Source organism: Thermosipho ferrireducens (genome assembly GCF_017358165.1).
Classification (GTDB): domain Bacteria; phylum Thermotogota; class Thermotogae; order Thermotogales; family Fervidobacteriaceae; genus Thermosipho_B; species Thermosipho_B ferrireducens.
In genome coordinates, this window is record NZ_CP071446.1 from 602,798 (window position 1) to 620,221 (window position 17,424).

Sequence of the window (17,424 nt, forward strand, 5' to 3'; positions counted from 1 at the left end):
AGGTGAATAGTATGCTGTGGGATATAGTTAAACTTTTTATGGAGCTTGTGGAAAGACCGGGGGATGGGGAGAATAAGAAGAAAGAGGTAATAGAATTGGTTGATGAGATTTTTGATGAATTGAATATAAATTTACCAAGAGAAATGATTTATGCGTTTTTATCCCCTGCGATAGATTATCTCGCAAGGGTGATGTATTAAGCTGGCAAGATTGGCGAAAAACAAGATCCCTCGTCACTTCGTTCCTCGGGATGACAGGAGAGGGATATTCCTCGGGATGACCTTTTCTACCTTTGTCATTCCGAACCTGAAGGGTGAGGAATCTTTTAATTAGCAAGGTTAGAAGGTGTTATGAAAAAAGGGTGTATTGTGTCTTTTTATGAAACAGGGGGGAGTTTCCCTCCTGTTTTTTTAGGTTTGTATGGTATACTAATGTATATTAGGTGTGTTTTGTTGTTTTTAAATTATTTTGCTGGGGGGTTATTGAATGAGTGTATATGATGATTATAAAAGAGATGTTGAAATGATTGCGGGAAGGTATTATAAAAGGTATGGTTATAAATGTGAATCGTATGAAGATTTAAAGCAAACAATATGGTATATTCTGCTTCATGCAATAAGGAAGTTTGATGGAAGAGGGGATGAAAGAAAGTTTGCATTGGCTTTTGTAAGAAATAAGTTGATATCAATTGTTAAGTATAATAGAAAACCACCATATTGTGGAAATGCTCCTTTTACGCCTTTGAAGATGGAATATGTTTCAGGCGATGATGAAAATAAAGACGCTTTCAGAGAAATACAGGGGGAATATGTTGTTTAGCGAGGTTGGCCTTCCACACATGTCATTCCGAACCCCAAGGGTGAGGAATCTTGTCCTTTTTGTCATTCCGAGGAGCGCATGCGACGAGGAATCTTGTATTTAGCGAGAGTTAGCGAGGTTGGCCCTTTCTTCATGTCATTCCGAACCCAAAGGGTGAGGAATCTTATAATTGGCAAGATTTGCGAAAAGTTAAAGAAAAGAAGAATAATTAAACAAACAAACGCCACAGGAAACCCTGTGGTTTTTTTTTGTTTTTTTGTAATTGAATGTGATATAATTTGTTTGTTATGTGACTATAGTATTACGCTTAGATTGATGAATTTTTATGATAAAGGTCCAAGTTTTTGATTAGGCCAATTTTATAAAATGTGTATTTAAAAAGGAGTGATTTCTTTGCTTTTTGATTTGAGTGAAAATTCAAATGTTTTTGTAAAAATATTTGTTGATGAAAAAAAGAAAGTAAAAAATAAATGGAATTATATAGGAATGTTGATTGTAAAAGAACGTTTTGAAGATGAAATAATAGATTTTTTAATGAATACTCAGAATGATGAAAAAATTAAAGAAATGAAATATAAAGAAATAAAAGTTAATGGAGGAAGATACAAAGTAGCTATGAAATGGTTAGATTTTCTTTGTGATAGTTTCTCTTCTCATTCTGAGACGCCGTTTCTTATAAATATTTTAGGAATAGATAGTCAGAAATTAGATCCTTATCGTTTTGGAGCAAACAAAGAGATGGATAAATATTATAATTCTTACAGTCGTTTTTTTAGAACAATAATAAAAAGTTCATGGAGTCATTTCTTTAAAAATAAGGTTCAAAGATATGAGATACGAAAAGTGTTCCATGATGCAGAAGGAGTACTTGAAACCGAACAACCGTATTTTAAAAATCAACTAAAGAAAGCTTTTAAAGAAGATAAAACTTTACTAATAGAGGATATGGAAATAGCATTTGTTAATTCTGATCCAACGGAAGAAAAGGTTTATAAAAAATATTCGTATTTAATAGAATTTATTGACTTGATATTAGGTGTAGTTTCTTTTGCTTTTGATTATGAAGAAGCAAGCTCTAAAAAGTTAGAAGCTAGAAATAAAATGGTTTTAAAATTGAAGAACATTATCCAACAGATTTCTGATAGAAAAGCATATAACAAAAATTTTGATATTTCTTTTTTTCCTAAAAGAACGTATTATGAAAGAATTCCAATTGAAAGTTTTTTCTTTAAAAGAAAACCAAGAATTTTTGGACAGAGAAAGTTGTTTTGAGTATTGGCTTCATTGTCTCCTTAACAAGCAAAATCTTACATGTTCCCGTATTATGCATAATCAAACTTTGAAAAATAAATTCATAAAACGTAGGTGATAAAGATGGGAGCAATCATAAAATGTGAAAAATGTGAAAAAGTTTATAGATACCATTCAAGTGATAGGGAATATTGGATTCAAAAATATGTTAAAGATAATTACGCAAGATAAGATTTTTCTAAATGTTTGGAATCCCATATTTTGGGACAGGCGAAGGTTACGAAGCAGAGCTACTGTTTTGGAAGATGACGTAGAAATTTATAGCTATTTATAGATATCCAATTACAGAATATTTTAAATTAGCAGATATTGATCCAAAGCCAAAGGAGATGGAAATAGTGGGTTTTGATACCTTAAAATCAACTGAAAGTATTTTCTATTATAATCAAGCCAAAAAAGAGTTTATTTCTTTGAAGAATGAAGAGGATAGTTCTAATAAATTGAACGAATTTATATTTAAAACAGAAGATAATTTAGTAATTTTAGCTGGTGCTGGTTGTTCAATAATTTCTAAAAAATACGCCAAAAGATTAAGCGATGTTAAAAGCGGCAAAACCATGAAAGAATTGTATATTAGTACAGTTTGTCAAATTGGTAAGAAAAAATTAGATAATTGTAATCTTGAAAAAATATTTTTTCCAAAAGATTGTCCAGGAAAGTATGATGAGGAAAATAAGGAGTGCGTAAGTTGCTATAGATTAGAAGAGAAACTGAGTTTAGCAGATGAATATATTAAGGTTAATGAGGCATTAGGAAATGAACAAGTTGTTGAAAAACTTAAAAATTTCATCAAGCAAGTAAGGCAAAAGATAAAGGAAGAATGTGAGTTAGAATACCATAGGAATTATTTTAAGCATGGAGAGTTTTTAAGTAAAATTTTAAGTTTGAGAAGTAAGAAAAATGAACGATTAAAAATTTTTACCACAAATTATGATACCTTGTTTGAACAGGCTGCCTCAGACGAGAAAATAATATTGATTGATGGATTTAGTTATGCAGAACCTAGATATTTTGATGATTCTTATTTTGACTATGATTTTGTAGTAAGAGATAATGTTAGAAAATTAGCTGAACCTATTCTTGCTGATAAAGTAATTCATCTTTATAAATTACATGGTTCAATTGATTGGGTTAGAGATAAGGACAAAAAAATTAAAAAATTGAGATTCAAAGTCGTTAAGAATGGAAAAATACAATCAGGTGTGGATGGAGAAGAAGTACAATTTGTTATGATATATCCAGCTACTACAAAATTTGAACAAACATTTTCATCTCCACATTTTGAGTTGTATTCAAGATTTATTTCAGAATTAAAGAAAAAGAATACAGTTTTGATTGTTATTGGTTTTAGTTTTGGTGATGAACATATTAACAATGCGATAATTAATGCTTTAAAACTGAATAATAGTTTAAAAATGGTGATGGTTGATATAAGTATTTTTGGGGAAGGTCAAAATGAAAGCTCGAAAAGTGGCGAGGTGGAAAGTTCCAAGGAACCTGAAAATTACAATAAAAAACTTGACGAATTACGGGTTGAATATAAATTTATCCAGAATTTTAATGAAACAATACTATCCAGAATTTTGTTGGTTGAAAAAAGTTTTTCCGAATTTGTAGACTTATTATACGGTAATTATGAAAGGGAAAACGAATTTTGAGGTGGGGTTATGGGACATTTAAAAGCTCATACAGAAATATTTGATGAAGGATTACTTTTGGGTTATATTTCAAAAGTGACACAAAATTATGCTCTTTTAAATACTCCTCATTATTATCAGCTTACACGTTATCATTATAATGGGGAAGATTATCATGGGGGTCTTTTAAATTCGTATGTTTTAATAGAAGGAGATAACTATGGGTTTCTTGGACAAATTTTTGAAATTGAATTTTTGGAAAAAGAAAGAAAAGAAATTACTAGTACAAGTTTTGAACTCAACAAAGAAACAGCACTTAATCCCAGAATAAAAATCTCTCTTTTAATGGCTTTTGATTACTTGACAAAAAAACTAAAAAGAATCTCAACAGATTTTCCAAATATAGGTGCGAGGGTTTTTCTTGCGAAAGGGGATGTTGTTAAATCTTTTTTGGAAAATTTAAATGAGGAAAATACAAGGATATCAGAAAAAGAAAAAATAAAATTTTGTTTAGGAAATGTTTTAGGAAAAAAAGATGTGAACATTAAATTAACCACAAAACAAATTTTTTCAAGACATTGTGCAATCGTTGGAACAACGGGTAGTGGGAAAAGTTGGACTGCTGCAAAATTGATAGATTTATTGATTGCTGAGAACAAAAAAATCATATTGATAGATCCTACAGGTGAATATACTAATGCTTTTGATTCTGAAGAAATAAAAAAAGATTATGATGCCGATATATTTAGATTAGGAATAGATTCAATAATTGATTATCACAAGATGCAATTAGAAGACTTATATCTGATGCTGACTCCATCCGAAGGAATACAACTACCAAAGTTAAACGAAGCAGTAAGGAGTTTAAAATTGGTAAAGATAGCAAATGCTGCAAAAGATAATTCAGAACAATATGGTATTTCTGAAGAAATTATTAGGATTATTAACAGTTTTATAGGCGAAGATAAAAAAGGACTTTTAAAAAAGAAGGGAAAAAATAGAGAAGACTATGAAACGTTATTATTAAAATTTAATAAAGAGGTTTCTGAGAATAACTTAAATTGCGTTAATATTTTTCTTCTTTCTCACCAAATAAAAGAAGAGTGCATATGGGAAACAAATAAGCAAAATAATAATTTATTTGGAGATTACGACGAAAAAACATATGGACAATGTTTACCAATGATTCTGAGATTGAATAACATTACTAATCAAGAGATATTTGAAAAATTATTTGTAGGAGAAAGTGCAGAAGCAAGAGATGTTTTGAAATATATTGAAAATTTTGTTGTAAACCAAGAAAAAAAAGTACTGGTTATAAATCTTGAAGAGGTTATTACAGAGTTTAACATGAAAGAGCTTGTTGTAGAACTTATTGGTAGAAAAATTTTGGAACTTGCAAGGAAGAATGGGATAAAAGATGGTAGTGTTTTTGTTTTTGTTGATGAAGCACATAATTTTTTAAAAAAAGAGAAAGAAAACGAAATGAGAAAGTACAGATTAAACTCTTTTGAGATACTTGCAAAAGAATCAAGAAAGAAAGGAGTATTTTTATGTATCATTACTCAGCGACCAGGTGATATACCAGAAGGGGTGTTGAGCCAATTTGGGACTTTTATAATTCATAATTTGACTAATTCAAATGATATAGAAAGGGTAAAGAATGTACTTGAAAAAAGTGGGACGATTATGGGACTGCTTCCTTATTTAAATGAAGGGGAGGCTATTATAAGTAGTGTAAATATACCACTTATATTGCCTATGAAAATTCATGAACCAAGAGTTAAACCAGATTCTGATGTTCCCATGTAAAATTAAAAAGTCTGAGGGGGAAACATTGTCAAACTATATCCTTGAACAATTATATGTAGAAAACAAAGATAATAACCTTGTTATTTTTGTTGGATTGGAAATTTCAAGATATTATTCAAACCTTCCTGAAGTTTTCCCTGATTGGGAAATGTTAATCGATAAACTTAAAGAAGGATTGAATATTGATTTTAACAAAAATAAGGATTATTTACGTATTGCTCAAATTTTTGAAGATAAATATGGACGAAAGGAATTAAATAATATTCTTATTGAGCTATTTCCAGAACATGTAAATCCTGGCAAGTTACATGAGTTATTGTTTGAAGTAAAACCAGCACATATAATTACTACAAATTACGATAGTCTTATTGAAAAAGCTTTGGAAGGTAGCTATAAAAAGTTACAATATCAAGTATTGAAAAAGGACCAGGATTTTCCTTATGCTTTAAAATATTCAAAATGGAAAAACTTTTTACAAAATATTAAAAGTAATATAGCAAATTGTTGATTCTTATTCTTCAAAAGAGAAATAATGAAACTTCTGAGAGACACGCTTTGGAGAATAAAGAGCAAGTATTAAAGTAAAGAGAAAGGCTTGATCCTTGTATTTTATTTGTGAACAGGAGAAAATTAGATGCAATAACTATATTCTTATGGAGGAGTTAATAATGGAAAAAAATGGGAAAATTGAAAATGTATTCTTACTTGGAAATGGATTTAATTACAGTATACGAGATTTTATAGAGGATAAAAATTTAAAAAATGAAATTAATAAAATTATAAATCTTTGGGAAGAATTTGCACAATTTTTTTCGGAAATAAAAAATATGGATGAATACGAAAGTTTATCCGATGAAAACATCATAGATATTATCCATAAATCTATAAGTTTATTAGGACTCTTGCCACTTATAAATAACAAGAATTTAGAAAAATGTTTGGAAAAAATCAAAACTGAATTTTTTAACAAGATTAACGATAAACTTTTAAATATTGTTGAAAAGTTTGTTGAAATTGAAGAGAGTGGTATATACAAACAAATTGCGAATTTTTATCATAATCATACCGAATATAACTTCTATAAATTTATTGAAGAGAATAAAATTTCTATTTATACAACCAATTACGATGGTATTGCTGAAATAATATTTGCATATGACAAAGATGAAATAAGTGAAAATAAAATAAAATTGCGTGATATGTTTGGTTATGGTGATTATTACTATAATGCTTTTGATTTTAATAATTATTTTAGAGATGAGAATGAGTCTAAACTTTTGCATTTACACGGTTCATATAAATTTTTTTCATATCAGGGAGATTTTATAAAAATAAAAAAAGAGGGTTGGTATTTTTACAGAAAGAATAAGGATATGCTTTCTCCGATTTTAATTTTTAATGCTCCGGGTTTAAAGGAAAAACAGATAAAGAATTTTTCAGTTTTGAGTGTGTATTTTAAATCTTTTGAAAGAGAATTAACAAAAGCAAAAAATTTAATAATATGGGGACAGTCTTTAAAAAATGATCCACATATTGAAAAAATAATAAAAGAATTGTTTATAAAGAACAATGAAATTAGAGAAAGAAACCTAATAATAATTGATAAAGAAAATATACATAAAATTCAAAAACATTGGGAGAACAAAACGCCAATTTTTATAAATCCTCAAAGTTTTGAAAATCTTGAGGATTTGATAAAAGAAATTGAGAGAAAAATGAATTAGTTTTTAAAGATTAGAGTGTTCATTAGTATAGAGGGTGAAATACAAATGAACAAAAAGAGGAAAGTTTGAATAAAAATTGAGAATTTGTGTTGGAATGGCAATAAGTAACGGATATACTTCTACAAAATTAGAGGTGAAAAAATGTCAAATCATAGAAAAAGATTAAAAGCTTCTGATGTTTTCAGAGAAAGTAAGCATGTATTTGGTAAAAAAGTAAGTTTTGAAGAAGCATTCCCAGAAATAGAAGATATAGTGATAAGTGTTGAAGAATCAGGTCGAAAAATTAATAAGTGGAATTATAAACACACTTATACAAAGCAAAACTTCCCTGGAGAGTATATTGATTGTAGTAATCCGCTTTGTTATAACGGAGGATTTTCAATAGGAAAAATATTACGTGATATGGTCAAAGAAAAATTAACAGAGTTGGAAACGTTAGAATTGTGTCAAGGATACGAGGGTTCTCCAAAGGGGAAGAAATATTATAAAAAATGTTTAAATCAATTTAAAATTAGAGTTTCTATCAAGTACAAAAAAACAGCAAAATGAAAAAATATGATAAAACTTTTTGATAAACAAGGAGCTGATTTTATGTATTTAGCTAAGTTGAACATATGGAACTTTAGAAAGTTTGGTTATGCAAAATTAGATGGACCTCCAAAAGTGTCTATAGATTTTAAAAAAGGCCTAAACCTGATTGTTGGGGAAAATGATAGTGGTAAAACTACAATAATTGATGCAATAAAATTGGTTTTAGGAACACAAAGTTATGAAAGAGTTTGGATTGATGAAAGAGATTTTTATAAAGATTCGATAAAAAAAGAGTTCAAAATAGAATGCATATTTAAAGACCTAACAGAAGATGAAGGTGGAAAATTTTTAGAATGGATTACCTTTGATGAAGATAATGCTCCACAATTAAAAGTTAGACTTATAGCAAAAATGAAAGATAATAAAATTACAGCAAAAATTACTGCTGGTGAAGAGTATCTTGATATTAGTTTTGAAGCTAGAGATTTATTAAGAACAACATATCTTAAACCATTAAGAGATGCAGAAAATGAATTGACACCTGGATATAGATCCAGATTTTATCAAATATTGAAGAGCTATGATTTGTTTTTTAAGAATGACGAAAAAAAGCATGTTTTAGAAAGATATATGGACAAAACTAATCGACTCATAGAAGACTACTTTGAAGCAGAGATTTTAGAAGAAAATAAGGAATTTAATATAGAAAAAGGAGAAAAAGGAGCAAAAGAAGTTACGGAATTTATCAACGATACTCTGGAAAGTTTTATGGGAATAGATTATAAAAACAAGAATTATAAAGCTAAAGTTAATATCTCAGGAGGAGATTTATATTCTATATTGTCTAAATTGGGATTGAGTCTTGAGGAAAGTAAAACAGGATTGGGTTCTTTAAATCAATTATATATAGCAATGGAATTATTACTATCCAGAAAGAGTGAAGTTTCAAAGATTATTTTAATAGAGGAAATTGAAGCCCATTTACATCCACAGGCACAATTAAGACTTATAAAGTATTTGCAACAGCAAAGCAATGAAAAAAGTCAGTATATTTTAACGACACATAGTATAACTTTGGCCTCAGTTGTTAATCTTGAAAGATTGATCATATGTTCCAATAATCAGTGTTATCCCATGGGAAGTAATTATACAAAACTTGGAAAGGGAGATTATGAATTTCTTGAAAGATTTCTTGATGCAACAAAAGCAAATTTATTTTTTGCTAAAGGGGTTATAATGGTTGAAGGAATTGCTGAAAATCTTTTAGTTCCCGCTATTGCAGAGATAATAAATAAACCATTGGATAAGTATGGAGTTTCTATTGTTAACGTTGGTAATCTTGCTTTTTTAAGATACTCAAAAATATTTTTAAGAAAAGAAGGAGGAGGCATAGGAGTAAAAGTTGCAATTATAACAGACCTTGATGTAAAGCCTGAATGTTATTACGAGTTAAAAGGAAGTGGAATAGACAATGAAGGCGGAAATGAAATAGATATAAATAAACAAAGGGAAGAAGCTAGACAGAAAAAGAAGGAGAAATATGATGAAAGTGGAATAATAAAAACGTTTACAAATAATTGGACACTTGAATATGATTTAGGATTAAGTGGAATAAAAGATAGATTATATGCGGCTGTAAAAATTGCTAAAAAGATAAAAAATAACGATAATTTTGAAGGAGAATTCGAAAAGTTTTTAGGTGAAGCTAGAAAAGAGATCGAAGAATGGAGAAAGAAAAGATATAACGATGAGAAAATTGCTTGTAAAATTTATGAACCTTTTCTAAAATCACAGGCTTCAAAAGCAGTTGTAGCTCAATATCTTGCAAGGGATTTATTAGAAAATATAAATGAAGTTGAGGAAATTATTAGAAAAGATCCTTATATAAAGTACATTGTTGATGCTATAAATTTTGTTACAGAAACTGAGGGTGAATAGATGTATGACTAATAGGGAAATTATAATTGTTAGTGATGAAGAAATAGATAATGTTGAAAAAATACTGTTTCCACAGGGTGGATATTTTGGAAAGGAAGAAAAGAAAATAATAAAATGTTTTGATAGATCTATTGATATAGTAGCTGCACCTGGAAGTGGTAAAACAACAGTTTTGTTGGCAAAATTAATAATACTATTAAATAGAATACCACTTCCTGATAGAAAAGGTATTTGCGTACTGACTCATACAAATGTTGCTATTAACGAAATTAAAAATAAACTAGGAGAGAAAAGTAAAATATTATTTGATTATCCTAATTTTTTTGGAACTATTCAAAAGTTTGTGGATAAATTTTTAGCAATACCTATGTATAAGTATATGTTTAAAAAGAATTTAAGAGCTATAGATGACATGATGTATAAAAAAGCAATAGAAAAACTTTTTAATTCAAAAGAATATAAGAGTTTGCATGTGAGTTTAGAAAAAAGATTTGGAAGTAAATGGAATGAAAAAATAAAAGCATTAGTAAAAGTAAAAATTAAAGTAAAAGGAGACGGAAATATAGAATTAAAAATTTTTAAAAAGAGAAATCCAGGTAAGGAAACCCCCACATATGAGCAAACAAAAGAGCTTTTGTGGAAAAAACTAATAAAAGAAAATGGAATTTTAAAATACGAATTAGCTTATTCTTTTGCAAATGCATACATAGATAAATTTCCAATCTTAAAAGATTATTTCTTAAATAGATTTAAATACGTTTTTATTGATGAAATGCAAGATACCAGAAAGTATCAAATAGATATTTTAAATAGAATTTTTGATGATACGAAAGTTACGATCCAAAGATTTGGAGATCCAAATCAAGCTATTTTTAATGATGAGGATGACAGTGGAGGTATAGAATGGAAAGTAAAAGAAAAGCCAATGTATATATCATCAAGTAAAAGATTCGGTAAAAATATAGCATTTTTTGTAAATAATTTAAAAACAAAAAGCGGGTTTGAAATAACAGGAAATGATAAAATTGATTCTTTTAAACCACACATTATTATTTTTGATGATAACAGTATTGATAAAGTCCTTGATAAATTTGTCGATTTAATAAAAACGTATGACTTGGAAAGCGAAGGGAAAATTTTTAAAGCAATTGGTTGGAGGAAAAGTACTGATAATGATAAAGGGTTAACAATAAGATCATATTATTCTGAATTTGAAAAAAGCACATATGCTTCTATGAAAAGTAACAAAGTTGTAAACTTATTTGATGCCATAATAAATAGCATTATGGATTTTTTAAAAGACAATAGTAATATTTTCAATGATATTAGCAAAAAAAACGTAATATATTTTCTAGAAGAAAACTATAATGATTTTTATACTCAATTAAGAAAAAATTGTATAAATTGGTATTTTAGATACAAGGATACTACCGAGAATATAGTTGAAGAGATTTATAACTTTATCAATAGAGGACTTTTTAAGCAACTTGGTATTTTAGAAGTTAAGAATTTTAGAGAGATACTTAAAGAGCACATGAAAAAATTGATGTCTGTAAAGAAAAATGAAAATAAATATACCAGGGATGACATAAAAGTGTTTATTGATACAGTTCACGGTGTAAAAGGTGAGACACATACTGCTACACTGTATTTAGAAACTTTTTTTAAGAAAAAAACTGACATCGAAAGGATATTAGAGTACTTGTTCAATAATAAAAAAAGTAGTAGTAGTAAAGATATTTTAGAAAAAACATTAAGAGTAGTTTATGTAGGTATAAGTCGGCCTAAAAAATTACTTTGTATTGCTGTACATAAGAATACTATTGAAAATTATAAAGAGAAAATTGATAATTGTGAAATAATAGAACTGTAGGTTGGAACTATTTTACTATTTAAAGAATGAAGCAAAGAAAGTCTTAATTAAAATCAAAGAATTAAACCAGGAAATATTATCAGAACTTTCAGAAATAGAAATATCAATTAAGATTTCTTCAGAAAAATTTAAAAAAGCTATCGATAAAGTAGTTGAAGGAGAATTAGAAGCTGCTTTGGAGAAAATTGCCATGTATTTTATCCCCAGGAAAGATGAAACATTGGAATTGTTAAAAGATATATTAAAAAAATATCCACTTTCTTTTTTAATTCCTCGAGAAATTATAGATCATAAAGGACGAATTATTGCAACTGTAGATCCTATACGAGAGGATATTGATGGACATTCAATATTTCAAATTCCGCAGAATATGCAAATTAACTCTTTTCTCTTACATGAAACGGTAATTACTTTAAAGAATAAATTTAATTTGAATACTGAAACTGTTGTGGAATATCTTTATAATTCTCCAATTTTTGAAGATGAAAGAAAAGAGTTTTTTATTAGGGGAATAGGAACATATTTAAATAATGATTATTTAGTTGCTATACACATTTTAGTTCCGCAAATTGAGGCATTAGTTAGAAATTTAGCCCAAATAATAGGAGTACCTATTTTAACTCAAAATCGTTTTAATGGATTTAATTATAAAACATTATATGGTTTATTGAGCGATGAGAAAATAATAGCTGTATTGAGTGAAGATATGTGTTTATATCTAAAGGCTTTATTTACTGATGTCAGAGGTTGGAATATTCGCAATGATGTGTGTCATGGTATAAGTGATTTACAAAGTTTTAATCAAGTGGTTGCTGATAGAGTGTTTCATGTTTTAATATGTCTTGCGTTGCTTAGAGAATAATCGTACTTTTCTTTGCTAAAAAAGTTTTAGAAACAACGAGTTGAATGTCTAAAATATAAAAATTTCTTTTAATTGACGTGTATTTTCTAATCTATTAGAATTTCAAAAGAAGAAAAGTGCTAAGCCTTAAATTTAATTTTTAGATACTAACTACAGATTATATTTAAGTTTAGAGGTGAAAAGATGAATTTAAAAAAAAGCAAGTATTGTTGTGCAGAATGTTTTAAAGATGAATATATTAAAAAGTTTGTAAAAGAAAAAGGTTTTGAAGGAACTTGCGATGTATGTGGCAGATCTGAAGTTTCTGTTGCTGATTTTGAGTTAGTTGCTGAGTTTATTATATATGGTTTTAGGAAAGCATATGATATAGTTGAAAATGAAGCGTTCTGGCATCCAGAGGAAAAAAGATATGCAGATCCTGTTACAGGTAAAGATTCAGGAAAATCGATATTTGATATTTTGTATTATGACGAAAGTATATTTTCAGATGAATTAAGTGAACCTAAAGCAAAAGAGTTTTTACAAAGGTTAATGGATTCTATTAAACCAAATTTTCGTGAAATGATCAGGGGAGACAATGACTTGTATTCTGATATTGAAACTCCAAACTGGATGTTAAAAGATGAGTTATATTATTCAGACAAAGCAAAAGATAAAAAGAAAAAACTATATAATTCGTGGGATGAGTTTAAGAAAGTTACTAAGTATAGATATAGGTTTTTTGATATGGATAAAGATAAAAAGAGAGAAAAGTTATTGGAAAAACTTAAAATTATATTTAGTAAGCTACGTATTAATCTTTTAAAAGGTGAAAGGTTGTTCAGAGCTAGGATTTATAATGATTCTTTAGAAAGTTTGAAAAAGCCAGATGATATTGGTCCAGCACCAGTAGAGAAAACTAAAAACAATAGATTTAGTCCTACTGGTATATCTTATATGTATTTATCTGGGGATGAAGAAACCTGTATCAAAGAAATTAATCCGCAATTTTTAGACAAAGTTATTGTTGGTGAATTTGAATTAAAAAGGAATATAGAAATATTAGATTTAACTGGAAATCCTATAAAAAGCATATTTTGTGAAAATTATGATCACGACACAAGAATGCTTATGAACTACTTTGTATACAAATTTTCTGAAGAAATTAGCAAACCAATGAAACCAGATGATAATACAGACATAGAATATGTACCAACACAGGTATTATCTGAATATATTAGAAAACTTGGTTATAAGGGAATAAAATATGAAAGTTCTTTAAACAGAGGTCATTATAATTATGTTTTATTTTTTGGACCTAAAAATAGTGAAATAGAGTGTTTTGAAAATTATTTGTGTTTGAAATATTTATACAATTGCGTAATAAAAAGTATTAGTCATGATTATGAACTTGTCCAGGTTGTTAGTGAAAAATAAGGAAGTAAATACTTCATGGTGGATTTAATTAAGAAAACTGAAGCAAAACCAAACAAAAAGGTTAGTAAAAAATAACGTTCCGTAATTACATTCCTCGGAATTACAGGAAAAGAAAAGAGTCATTCCAAGGAGCGAAACGGCAAAGAATACTCCTTCCATGTCATTCCGAGGAGCACATGCGACGAGGAATCTTATAATTGGCGAGTGTTGGCGAGATTGGCGAGGTTAGTAAAAAAATAAGATTCCTCACATTCGTTCGGAATGACAATAGGGAAAAGATCCTTCGCCTTCCTGCTCCTCAGGATGACACCCCCCTCACATGCGTTCGGGATGACAAAAAAATAAGATCCCTCGTCACTTCGTTCCTCGGGATGACATTCTTTTTTAGTCATTCTGAGCACGGAGTGCAAAGAACCTTGTTCTTTTTGTCATTCCGAGGAGCGCAGCGACGAGGAATCTTAAATTAGCAAGATTAGCGAAATTGGCGAGAGTTAGCGAGGTTGGTAAAGGAACAAGAACTTTGGTTGCTGCATTTCTCAGGATGACATGTTTTTCGAAAGGATAATAAGATTCTTCATGCTTGCGCGTTCAGAATGACAAAAAAGTGATAACAAAAAAACAAGATTCCTCACATGCGTTCGGAATGACAAAAAATAAGATCCCCTTATTATATCTGGATATAATCAATCCATTTAAAATTTGACTCCGGTGTATCATATATGATACAATAAGGTGGTAAGAAGATGGGACAGTTTTATTGGAAAAGTTATAAACTATATTATTTTGATGAAGACAACGGAAAAAATTATGTTCTGGAGTTTTTAGAAACTATTGCAGAAAATGATAAAGCTATCGTAATTGATTTTTTAACTAATTTTGCCGATAAAATTGACGAGGGAAAAGGTATTCCATCAGAAATGTTTGAGCAAGAGATAATCAAAAAATTAGAATCTTCCAGCGGGCGTCTTTATGAGTATCGTGCAAGATCCAAAAAGCTTAGAAAAGTGATTCGTATTTATTTCGGGGTTGTAAAACAACATAAAATCATTGTGCTATTATCAGGGCATTTTAAAAAAGGAAAAAATGAGCAACAAAAAGAGATAAACGACGCCGAAAAACGATTGAAACGATTTATAAGGAGGAGAGAAAGAAATGAGACATGAAGAAGTGAAAAAGATACTTTTTGAGAAAAATGAGGAACTAAAAAGACTTTATAATGAAAGGAAACCTTTAATTAACTTCATTCATGAAATAATTGAAATGAGATATAAAAAAAACTTAAGTCAAGAAGATTTAGCAAATATTTTAGGCACTTCAAGGACTAATATTTCCAGAATAGAAAGAGGAAAGCAAAATTTAAGTTATAAAATGATGTTTAAAATTGTCTCTGCACTTGGAGGAGACTTATTTATAACTGCTAAAGGGAATGATGTTATAAAACTGACGGATGAATCAAAAAAGGTTTTAGAGACATTATTGAAAAGATATAATAAACCCAAAGAACAAATAATAGAAGTATCACTTAAGATGCTTCTGGAGCGCATAAGAAGTTATGAATTAAGTGAAAAAGTTTCACAACCTGAAATAGAAGGATACATTGATGAGAAGATACCTGAATTGGAGGATGAATTATGCCTGCTAAGTTAACTAAGGAGCAGTTAAAAAAGTATTCTGAATTTTTGAAAGGTCTTGAATTGGAAGATATCTGGGTTAAATCTGATCGGTACACTTTTTATGATGATATGCATAAACCTACACCAGGAAATTTTGATGTTAGAGTAAGTGTTAAAAAAGATAATACAGAAATAGATGTTGCAAAAGGTAGAGCGATTATGGGGTATGAGATAGTTATATCTGAAAAAGAAAAGATAATATTTAAAGATGAAATAGACCTGGTTGTGAATCTTCAGATTAGTAAAGATTCGATAGATGAAATTTTTTCGGACAATGCTCTTAAAGAATTTTTCATTGGTAAGCAACTTGTAAAAATAACATGGCCATTTATCAGGGAAATTTTTTATACAAATCTTGCACGAGTAGGAATTAGACCAATCATTTTACCTTTTTTGAAATAGATAGTTGTTTCATTCCGAACCCGAAGGGTGAGGAATCTTATAATTAGCGAGATTGGCGAGATTGGCGAGATTAGCGAGGTTAGCAAGATTGGCGAGGTTAGTCCCCGCGTGTGTCATTCCGAGGAGCGTATGCGACGAGGAATCTTGTATTTAGCGAGAGTTAGCGAGGTTAGTAAGATTAGCGAGATTGGTAAAATAAGATCCTTCGTCGCTGGCGCTCCTCAGGATGACATCCCCCTCACGTTCGTTCGGAATGACAATAGGGAAAAGATCCTTCGTCTTCCTGCTCTTCAGGATGACAGGAGAAAGGGTTGTCATTCCTGGGAGCAAAGGATGTGAGGGATCAAGTTTAAAGAGACATCCATCTTTTTGACAGAGACAAAAAGTTAGAAATTACACTCAGCAGATAGGTATGTGATATAATGATTCTGAGGTGAGAGTATGGAGAAACATACAAAGTATAAATTTACCGTTGTGATTGAGAAAGATGAGAATGGATATTTTGCATACTGCCCTGAACTTCAGGGATGCTATACTCAGGGAAATACTTATGAAGAAGCAGTTGAGAGCATAAAAGATGCTATAACTTTGCACATTGAAGATAGATTGGCAAGCGGTGAAGAAATCCCGAGAGCAGAGAGTGTTTCTTTGACAGTAGTTGAGGTATGATATGCCCAGGCTACCACGACTAACAGCAAGAGAAATAATCCCAATTCTTGAAAGTCATGGGTTTATACTTGTACGTTCAAGTGGTAGTCACCGAATTTACAAGAATTCAGAAGGAAAGCGTGTAACGGTTCCATTTCACTCCGGAAAGATTTTACATCCCAAGCTGTTGAAAAGCATAATACGAGACATGGGATTAACTGAAAAAGAATTTTTGAAATTACTTAGTAAGTAGCATTCCTATCGCTGCCTGTATGTCATTAAAAACAAGATTCCTCGCTTTGCTCGGAATGACAAAAAAATAAGATCCCTCGTCACTTTGTTCCTCGGGATGACATTCCCTTAGCTTTACTCGGAATGACAATAAGGAAAAGCTCCTTCGTCACTGACGTTCCTCAAGATGACAAGAAAGCGAATGTTAGTAAGCTTAAAGAAAAGAAAAAAATTAAAACAAACAAAAGCCACAGGAAACCCTGTGGTTTTCGTTTTTGTAATTGAGTATGATATAATCCATCTGTTATGTAACTATAATATTACGCTTGGATTGATGAATTTTGATAACGAAATTATATGTTTTTTTGGTGAGACGATTTTTTTGAGAAAAGATGGTTTTTGTAGCATCAAAATGTTAAATGTATCGTTTTGAAAGAAACCGCATATTATAATGTAATAATTGGTTTTAATTATGTTTAATTATAATAATTTGAATATTTTGAATATAACACATATGTTATATAATAAGGAGGAGTTATGGGGTATA

17 protein-coding genes are annotated in these 17,424 nt (G+C 29.5%); all 17 read left to right on the plus strand.

The features are described 5' to 3' along the window. The first annotated feature begins 11 nt into the window (after window positions 1–11). Entirely contained in the window at window positions 12–200 is a 189-nt protein-coding gene (locus tag JYK00_RS03000; protein ID WP_207567220.1) for a hypothetical protein, read from the plus strand. 286 nt (window positions 201–486) lie between these two features. Further along, window positions 487–819: a sigma factor gene (locus JYK00_RS03005; protein WP_207567221.1), complete on the plus strand. Its 333-nt coding sequence runs from the start codon at window positions 487–489 to the stop codon at window positions 817–819. A 393-nt stretch (window positions 820–1,212) separates the two neighbouring features. Further along, window positions 1,213–2,091, plus strand: a complete 879-nt coding sequence (locus tag JYK00_RS03010; RefSeq protein ID WP_207567222.1) for a hypothetical protein — start codon at window positions 1,213–1,215, stop codon at window positions 2,089–2,091. A gap of 377 nt (window positions 2,092–2,468) precedes the next feature. Further along, complete coding sequence (locus JYK00_RS03015; RefSeq protein WP_207567223.1) at window positions 2,469–3,788, plus strand: SIR2 family protein; 1,320 nt, start codon at window positions 2,469–2,471, stop codon at window positions 3,786–3,788. Between the two features lie 9 nt (window positions 3,789–3,797). Next, window positions 3,798–5,579, plus strand: a complete 1,782-nt coding sequence (locus JYK00_RS03020; protein ID WP_207567224.1) for an ATP-binding protein — start codon at window positions 3,798–3,800, stop codon at window positions 5,577–5,579. A 25-nt stretch (window positions 5,580–5,604) separates the two neighbouring features. Then, window positions 5,605–6,087, plus strand: coding sequence for an SIR2 family protein (locus JYK00_RS03025; RefSeq protein ID WP_207567225.1), 483 nt, complete (start codon window positions 5,605–5,607; stop codon window positions 6,085–6,087). Window positions 6,088–6,247: 160 nt separating this feature from the next. Next, the gene (locus JYK00_RS03030) at window positions 6,248–7,303 is read left to right on the plus strand and encodes an SIR2 family protein (protein WP_207567226.1); all 1,056 of its coding nucleotides are present in this window, start codon (window positions 6,248–6,250) and stop codon (window positions 7,301–7,303) included. 141 nt (window positions 7,304–7,444) lie between these two features. Beyond that, complete coding sequence (locus tag JYK00_RS03035) at window positions 7,445–7,852, plus strand: hypothetical protein (protein ID WP_207567227.1); 408 nt, start codon at window positions 7,445–7,447, stop codon at window positions 7,850–7,852. A 42-nt stretch (window positions 7,853–7,894) separates the two neighbouring features. Beyond that, complete coding sequence (locus JYK00_RS03040) at window positions 7,895–9,772, plus strand: AAA family ATPase (protein ID WP_207567228.1); 1,878 nt, start codon at window positions 7,895–7,897, stop codon at window positions 9,770–9,772. A 4-nt stretch (window positions 9,773–9,776) separates the two neighbouring features. Then, on the plus strand, window positions 9,777–11,645 hold the full coding sequence (locus JYK00_RS03045) for a UvrD-helicase domain-containing protein (protein ID WP_207567229.1): 1,869 nt from the start codon (window positions 9,777–9,779) through the stop codon (window positions 11,643–11,645). 1 nt (window position 11,646) lies between these two features. Further along, complete coding sequence (locus tag JYK00_RS03050) at window positions 11,647–12,507, plus strand: DUF4209 domain-containing protein (protein ID WP_207567230.1); 861 nt, start codon at window positions 11,647–11,649, stop codon at window positions 12,505–12,507. Window positions 12,508–12,690: 183 nt separating this feature from the next. Next, on the plus strand, window positions 12,691–13,923 hold the full coding sequence (locus JYK00_RS03055) for an RES domain-containing protein (protein ID WP_207567231.1): 1,233 nt from the start codon (window positions 12,691–12,693) through the stop codon (window positions 13,921–13,923). 743 nt (window positions 13,924–14,666) lie between these two features. Further along, window positions 14,667–15,086 (plus strand): type II toxin-antitoxin system RelE/ParE family toxin, encoded by a 420-nt coding sequence (locus JYK00_RS03060; protein ID WP_207567232.1) that lies wholly within the window; start codon window positions 14,667–14,669, stop codon window positions 15,084–15,086. Continuing rightward, a complete protein-coding gene (locus JYK00_RS03065) occupies window positions 15,076–15,570 on the plus strand; it encodes a helix-turn-helix transcriptional regulator (protein WP_207567233.1) in 495 nt (164 codons plus the stop codon). The genes JYK00_RS03060 and JYK00_RS03065 overlap by 11 nt, the downstream gene beginning before the upstream one ends. Continuing rightward, complete coding sequence (locus JYK00_RS03070) at window positions 15,555–15,998, plus strand: hypothetical protein (RefSeq protein ID WP_207567234.1); 444 nt, start codon at window positions 15,555–15,557, stop codon at window positions 15,996–15,998. Before JYK00_RS03065 ends, JYK00_RS03070 begins: the two co-directional genes overlap by 16 nt. Before the next feature lie 441 nt (window positions 15,999–16,439). Continuing rightward, window positions 16,440–16,667 (plus strand): type II toxin-antitoxin system HicB family antitoxin, encoded by a 228-nt coding sequence (locus JYK00_RS03075; RefSeq protein WP_207567235.1) that lies wholly within the window; start codon window positions 16,440–16,442, stop codon window positions 16,665–16,667. A gap of 1 nt (window position 16,668) precedes the next feature. Continuing rightward, on the plus strand, window positions 16,669–16,899 hold the full coding sequence (locus JYK00_RS03080; protein WP_207567236.1) for a type II toxin-antitoxin system HicA family toxin: 231 nt from the start codon (window positions 16,669–16,671) through the stop codon (window positions 16,897–16,899). Window positions 16,900–17,424: the final 525 nt, after the last annotated feature.

Bases quoted from the DNA above. Each gene is read 5' to 3' on its own strand.
- JYK00_RS03000 (WP_207567220.1), top strand. From the start codon at position 12: ATGCTGTGGGATATAGTTAAACTTTTTATGGAGCTTGTGGAAAGACCG.
- JYK00_RS03005 (WP_207567221.1), top strand. From the start codon at position 487: ATGAGTGTATATGATGATTATAAAAGAGATGTTGAAATGATTGCGGGA.
- JYK00_RS03020 (WP_207567224.1), top strand. From the start codon at position 3,798: ATGGGACATTTAAAAGCTCATACAGAAATATTTGATGAAGGATTACTT.
- JYK00_RS03030 (WP_207567226.1), top strand. From the start codon at position 6,248: ATGGAAAAAAATGGGAAAATTGAAAATGTATTCTTACTTGGAAATGGA.
- JYK00_RS03035 (WP_207567227.1), top strand. From the start codon at position 7,445: ATGTCAAATCATAGAAAAAGATTAAAAGCTTCTGATGTTTTCAGAGAA.
- JYK00_RS03040 (WP_207567228.1), top strand. From the start codon at position 7,895: ATGTATTTAGCTAAGTTGAACATATGGAACTTTAGAAAGTTTGGTTAT.
- JYK00_RS03045 (WP_207567229.1), top strand. From the start codon at position 9,777: ATGACTAATAGGGAAATTATAATTGTTAGTGATGAAGAAATAGATAAT.
- JYK00_RS03055 (WP_207567231.1), top strand. From the start codon at position 12,691: ATGAATTTAAAAAAAAGCAAGTATTGTTGTGCAGAATGTTTTAAAGAT.
- JYK00_RS03060 (WP_207567232.1), top strand. From the start codon at position 14,667: ATGGGACAGTTTTATTGGAAAAGTTATAAACTATATTATTTTGATGAA.
- JYK00_RS03065 (WP_207567233.1), top strand. From the start codon at position 15,076: ATGAGACATGAAGAAGTGAAAAAGATACTTTTTGAGAAAAATGAGGAA.
- JYK00_RS03070 (WP_207567234.1), top strand. From the start codon at position 15,555: ATGCCTGCTAAGTTAACTAAGGAGCAGTTAAAAAAGTATTCTGAATTT.
- JYK00_RS03075 (WP_207567235.1), top strand. From the start codon at position 16,440: ATGGAGAAACATACAAAGTATAAATTTACCGTTGTGATTGAGAAAGAT.
- JYK00_RS03080 (WP_207567236.1), top strand. From the start codon at position 16,669: ATGCCCAGGCTACCACGACTAACAGCAAGAGAAATAATCCCAATTCTT.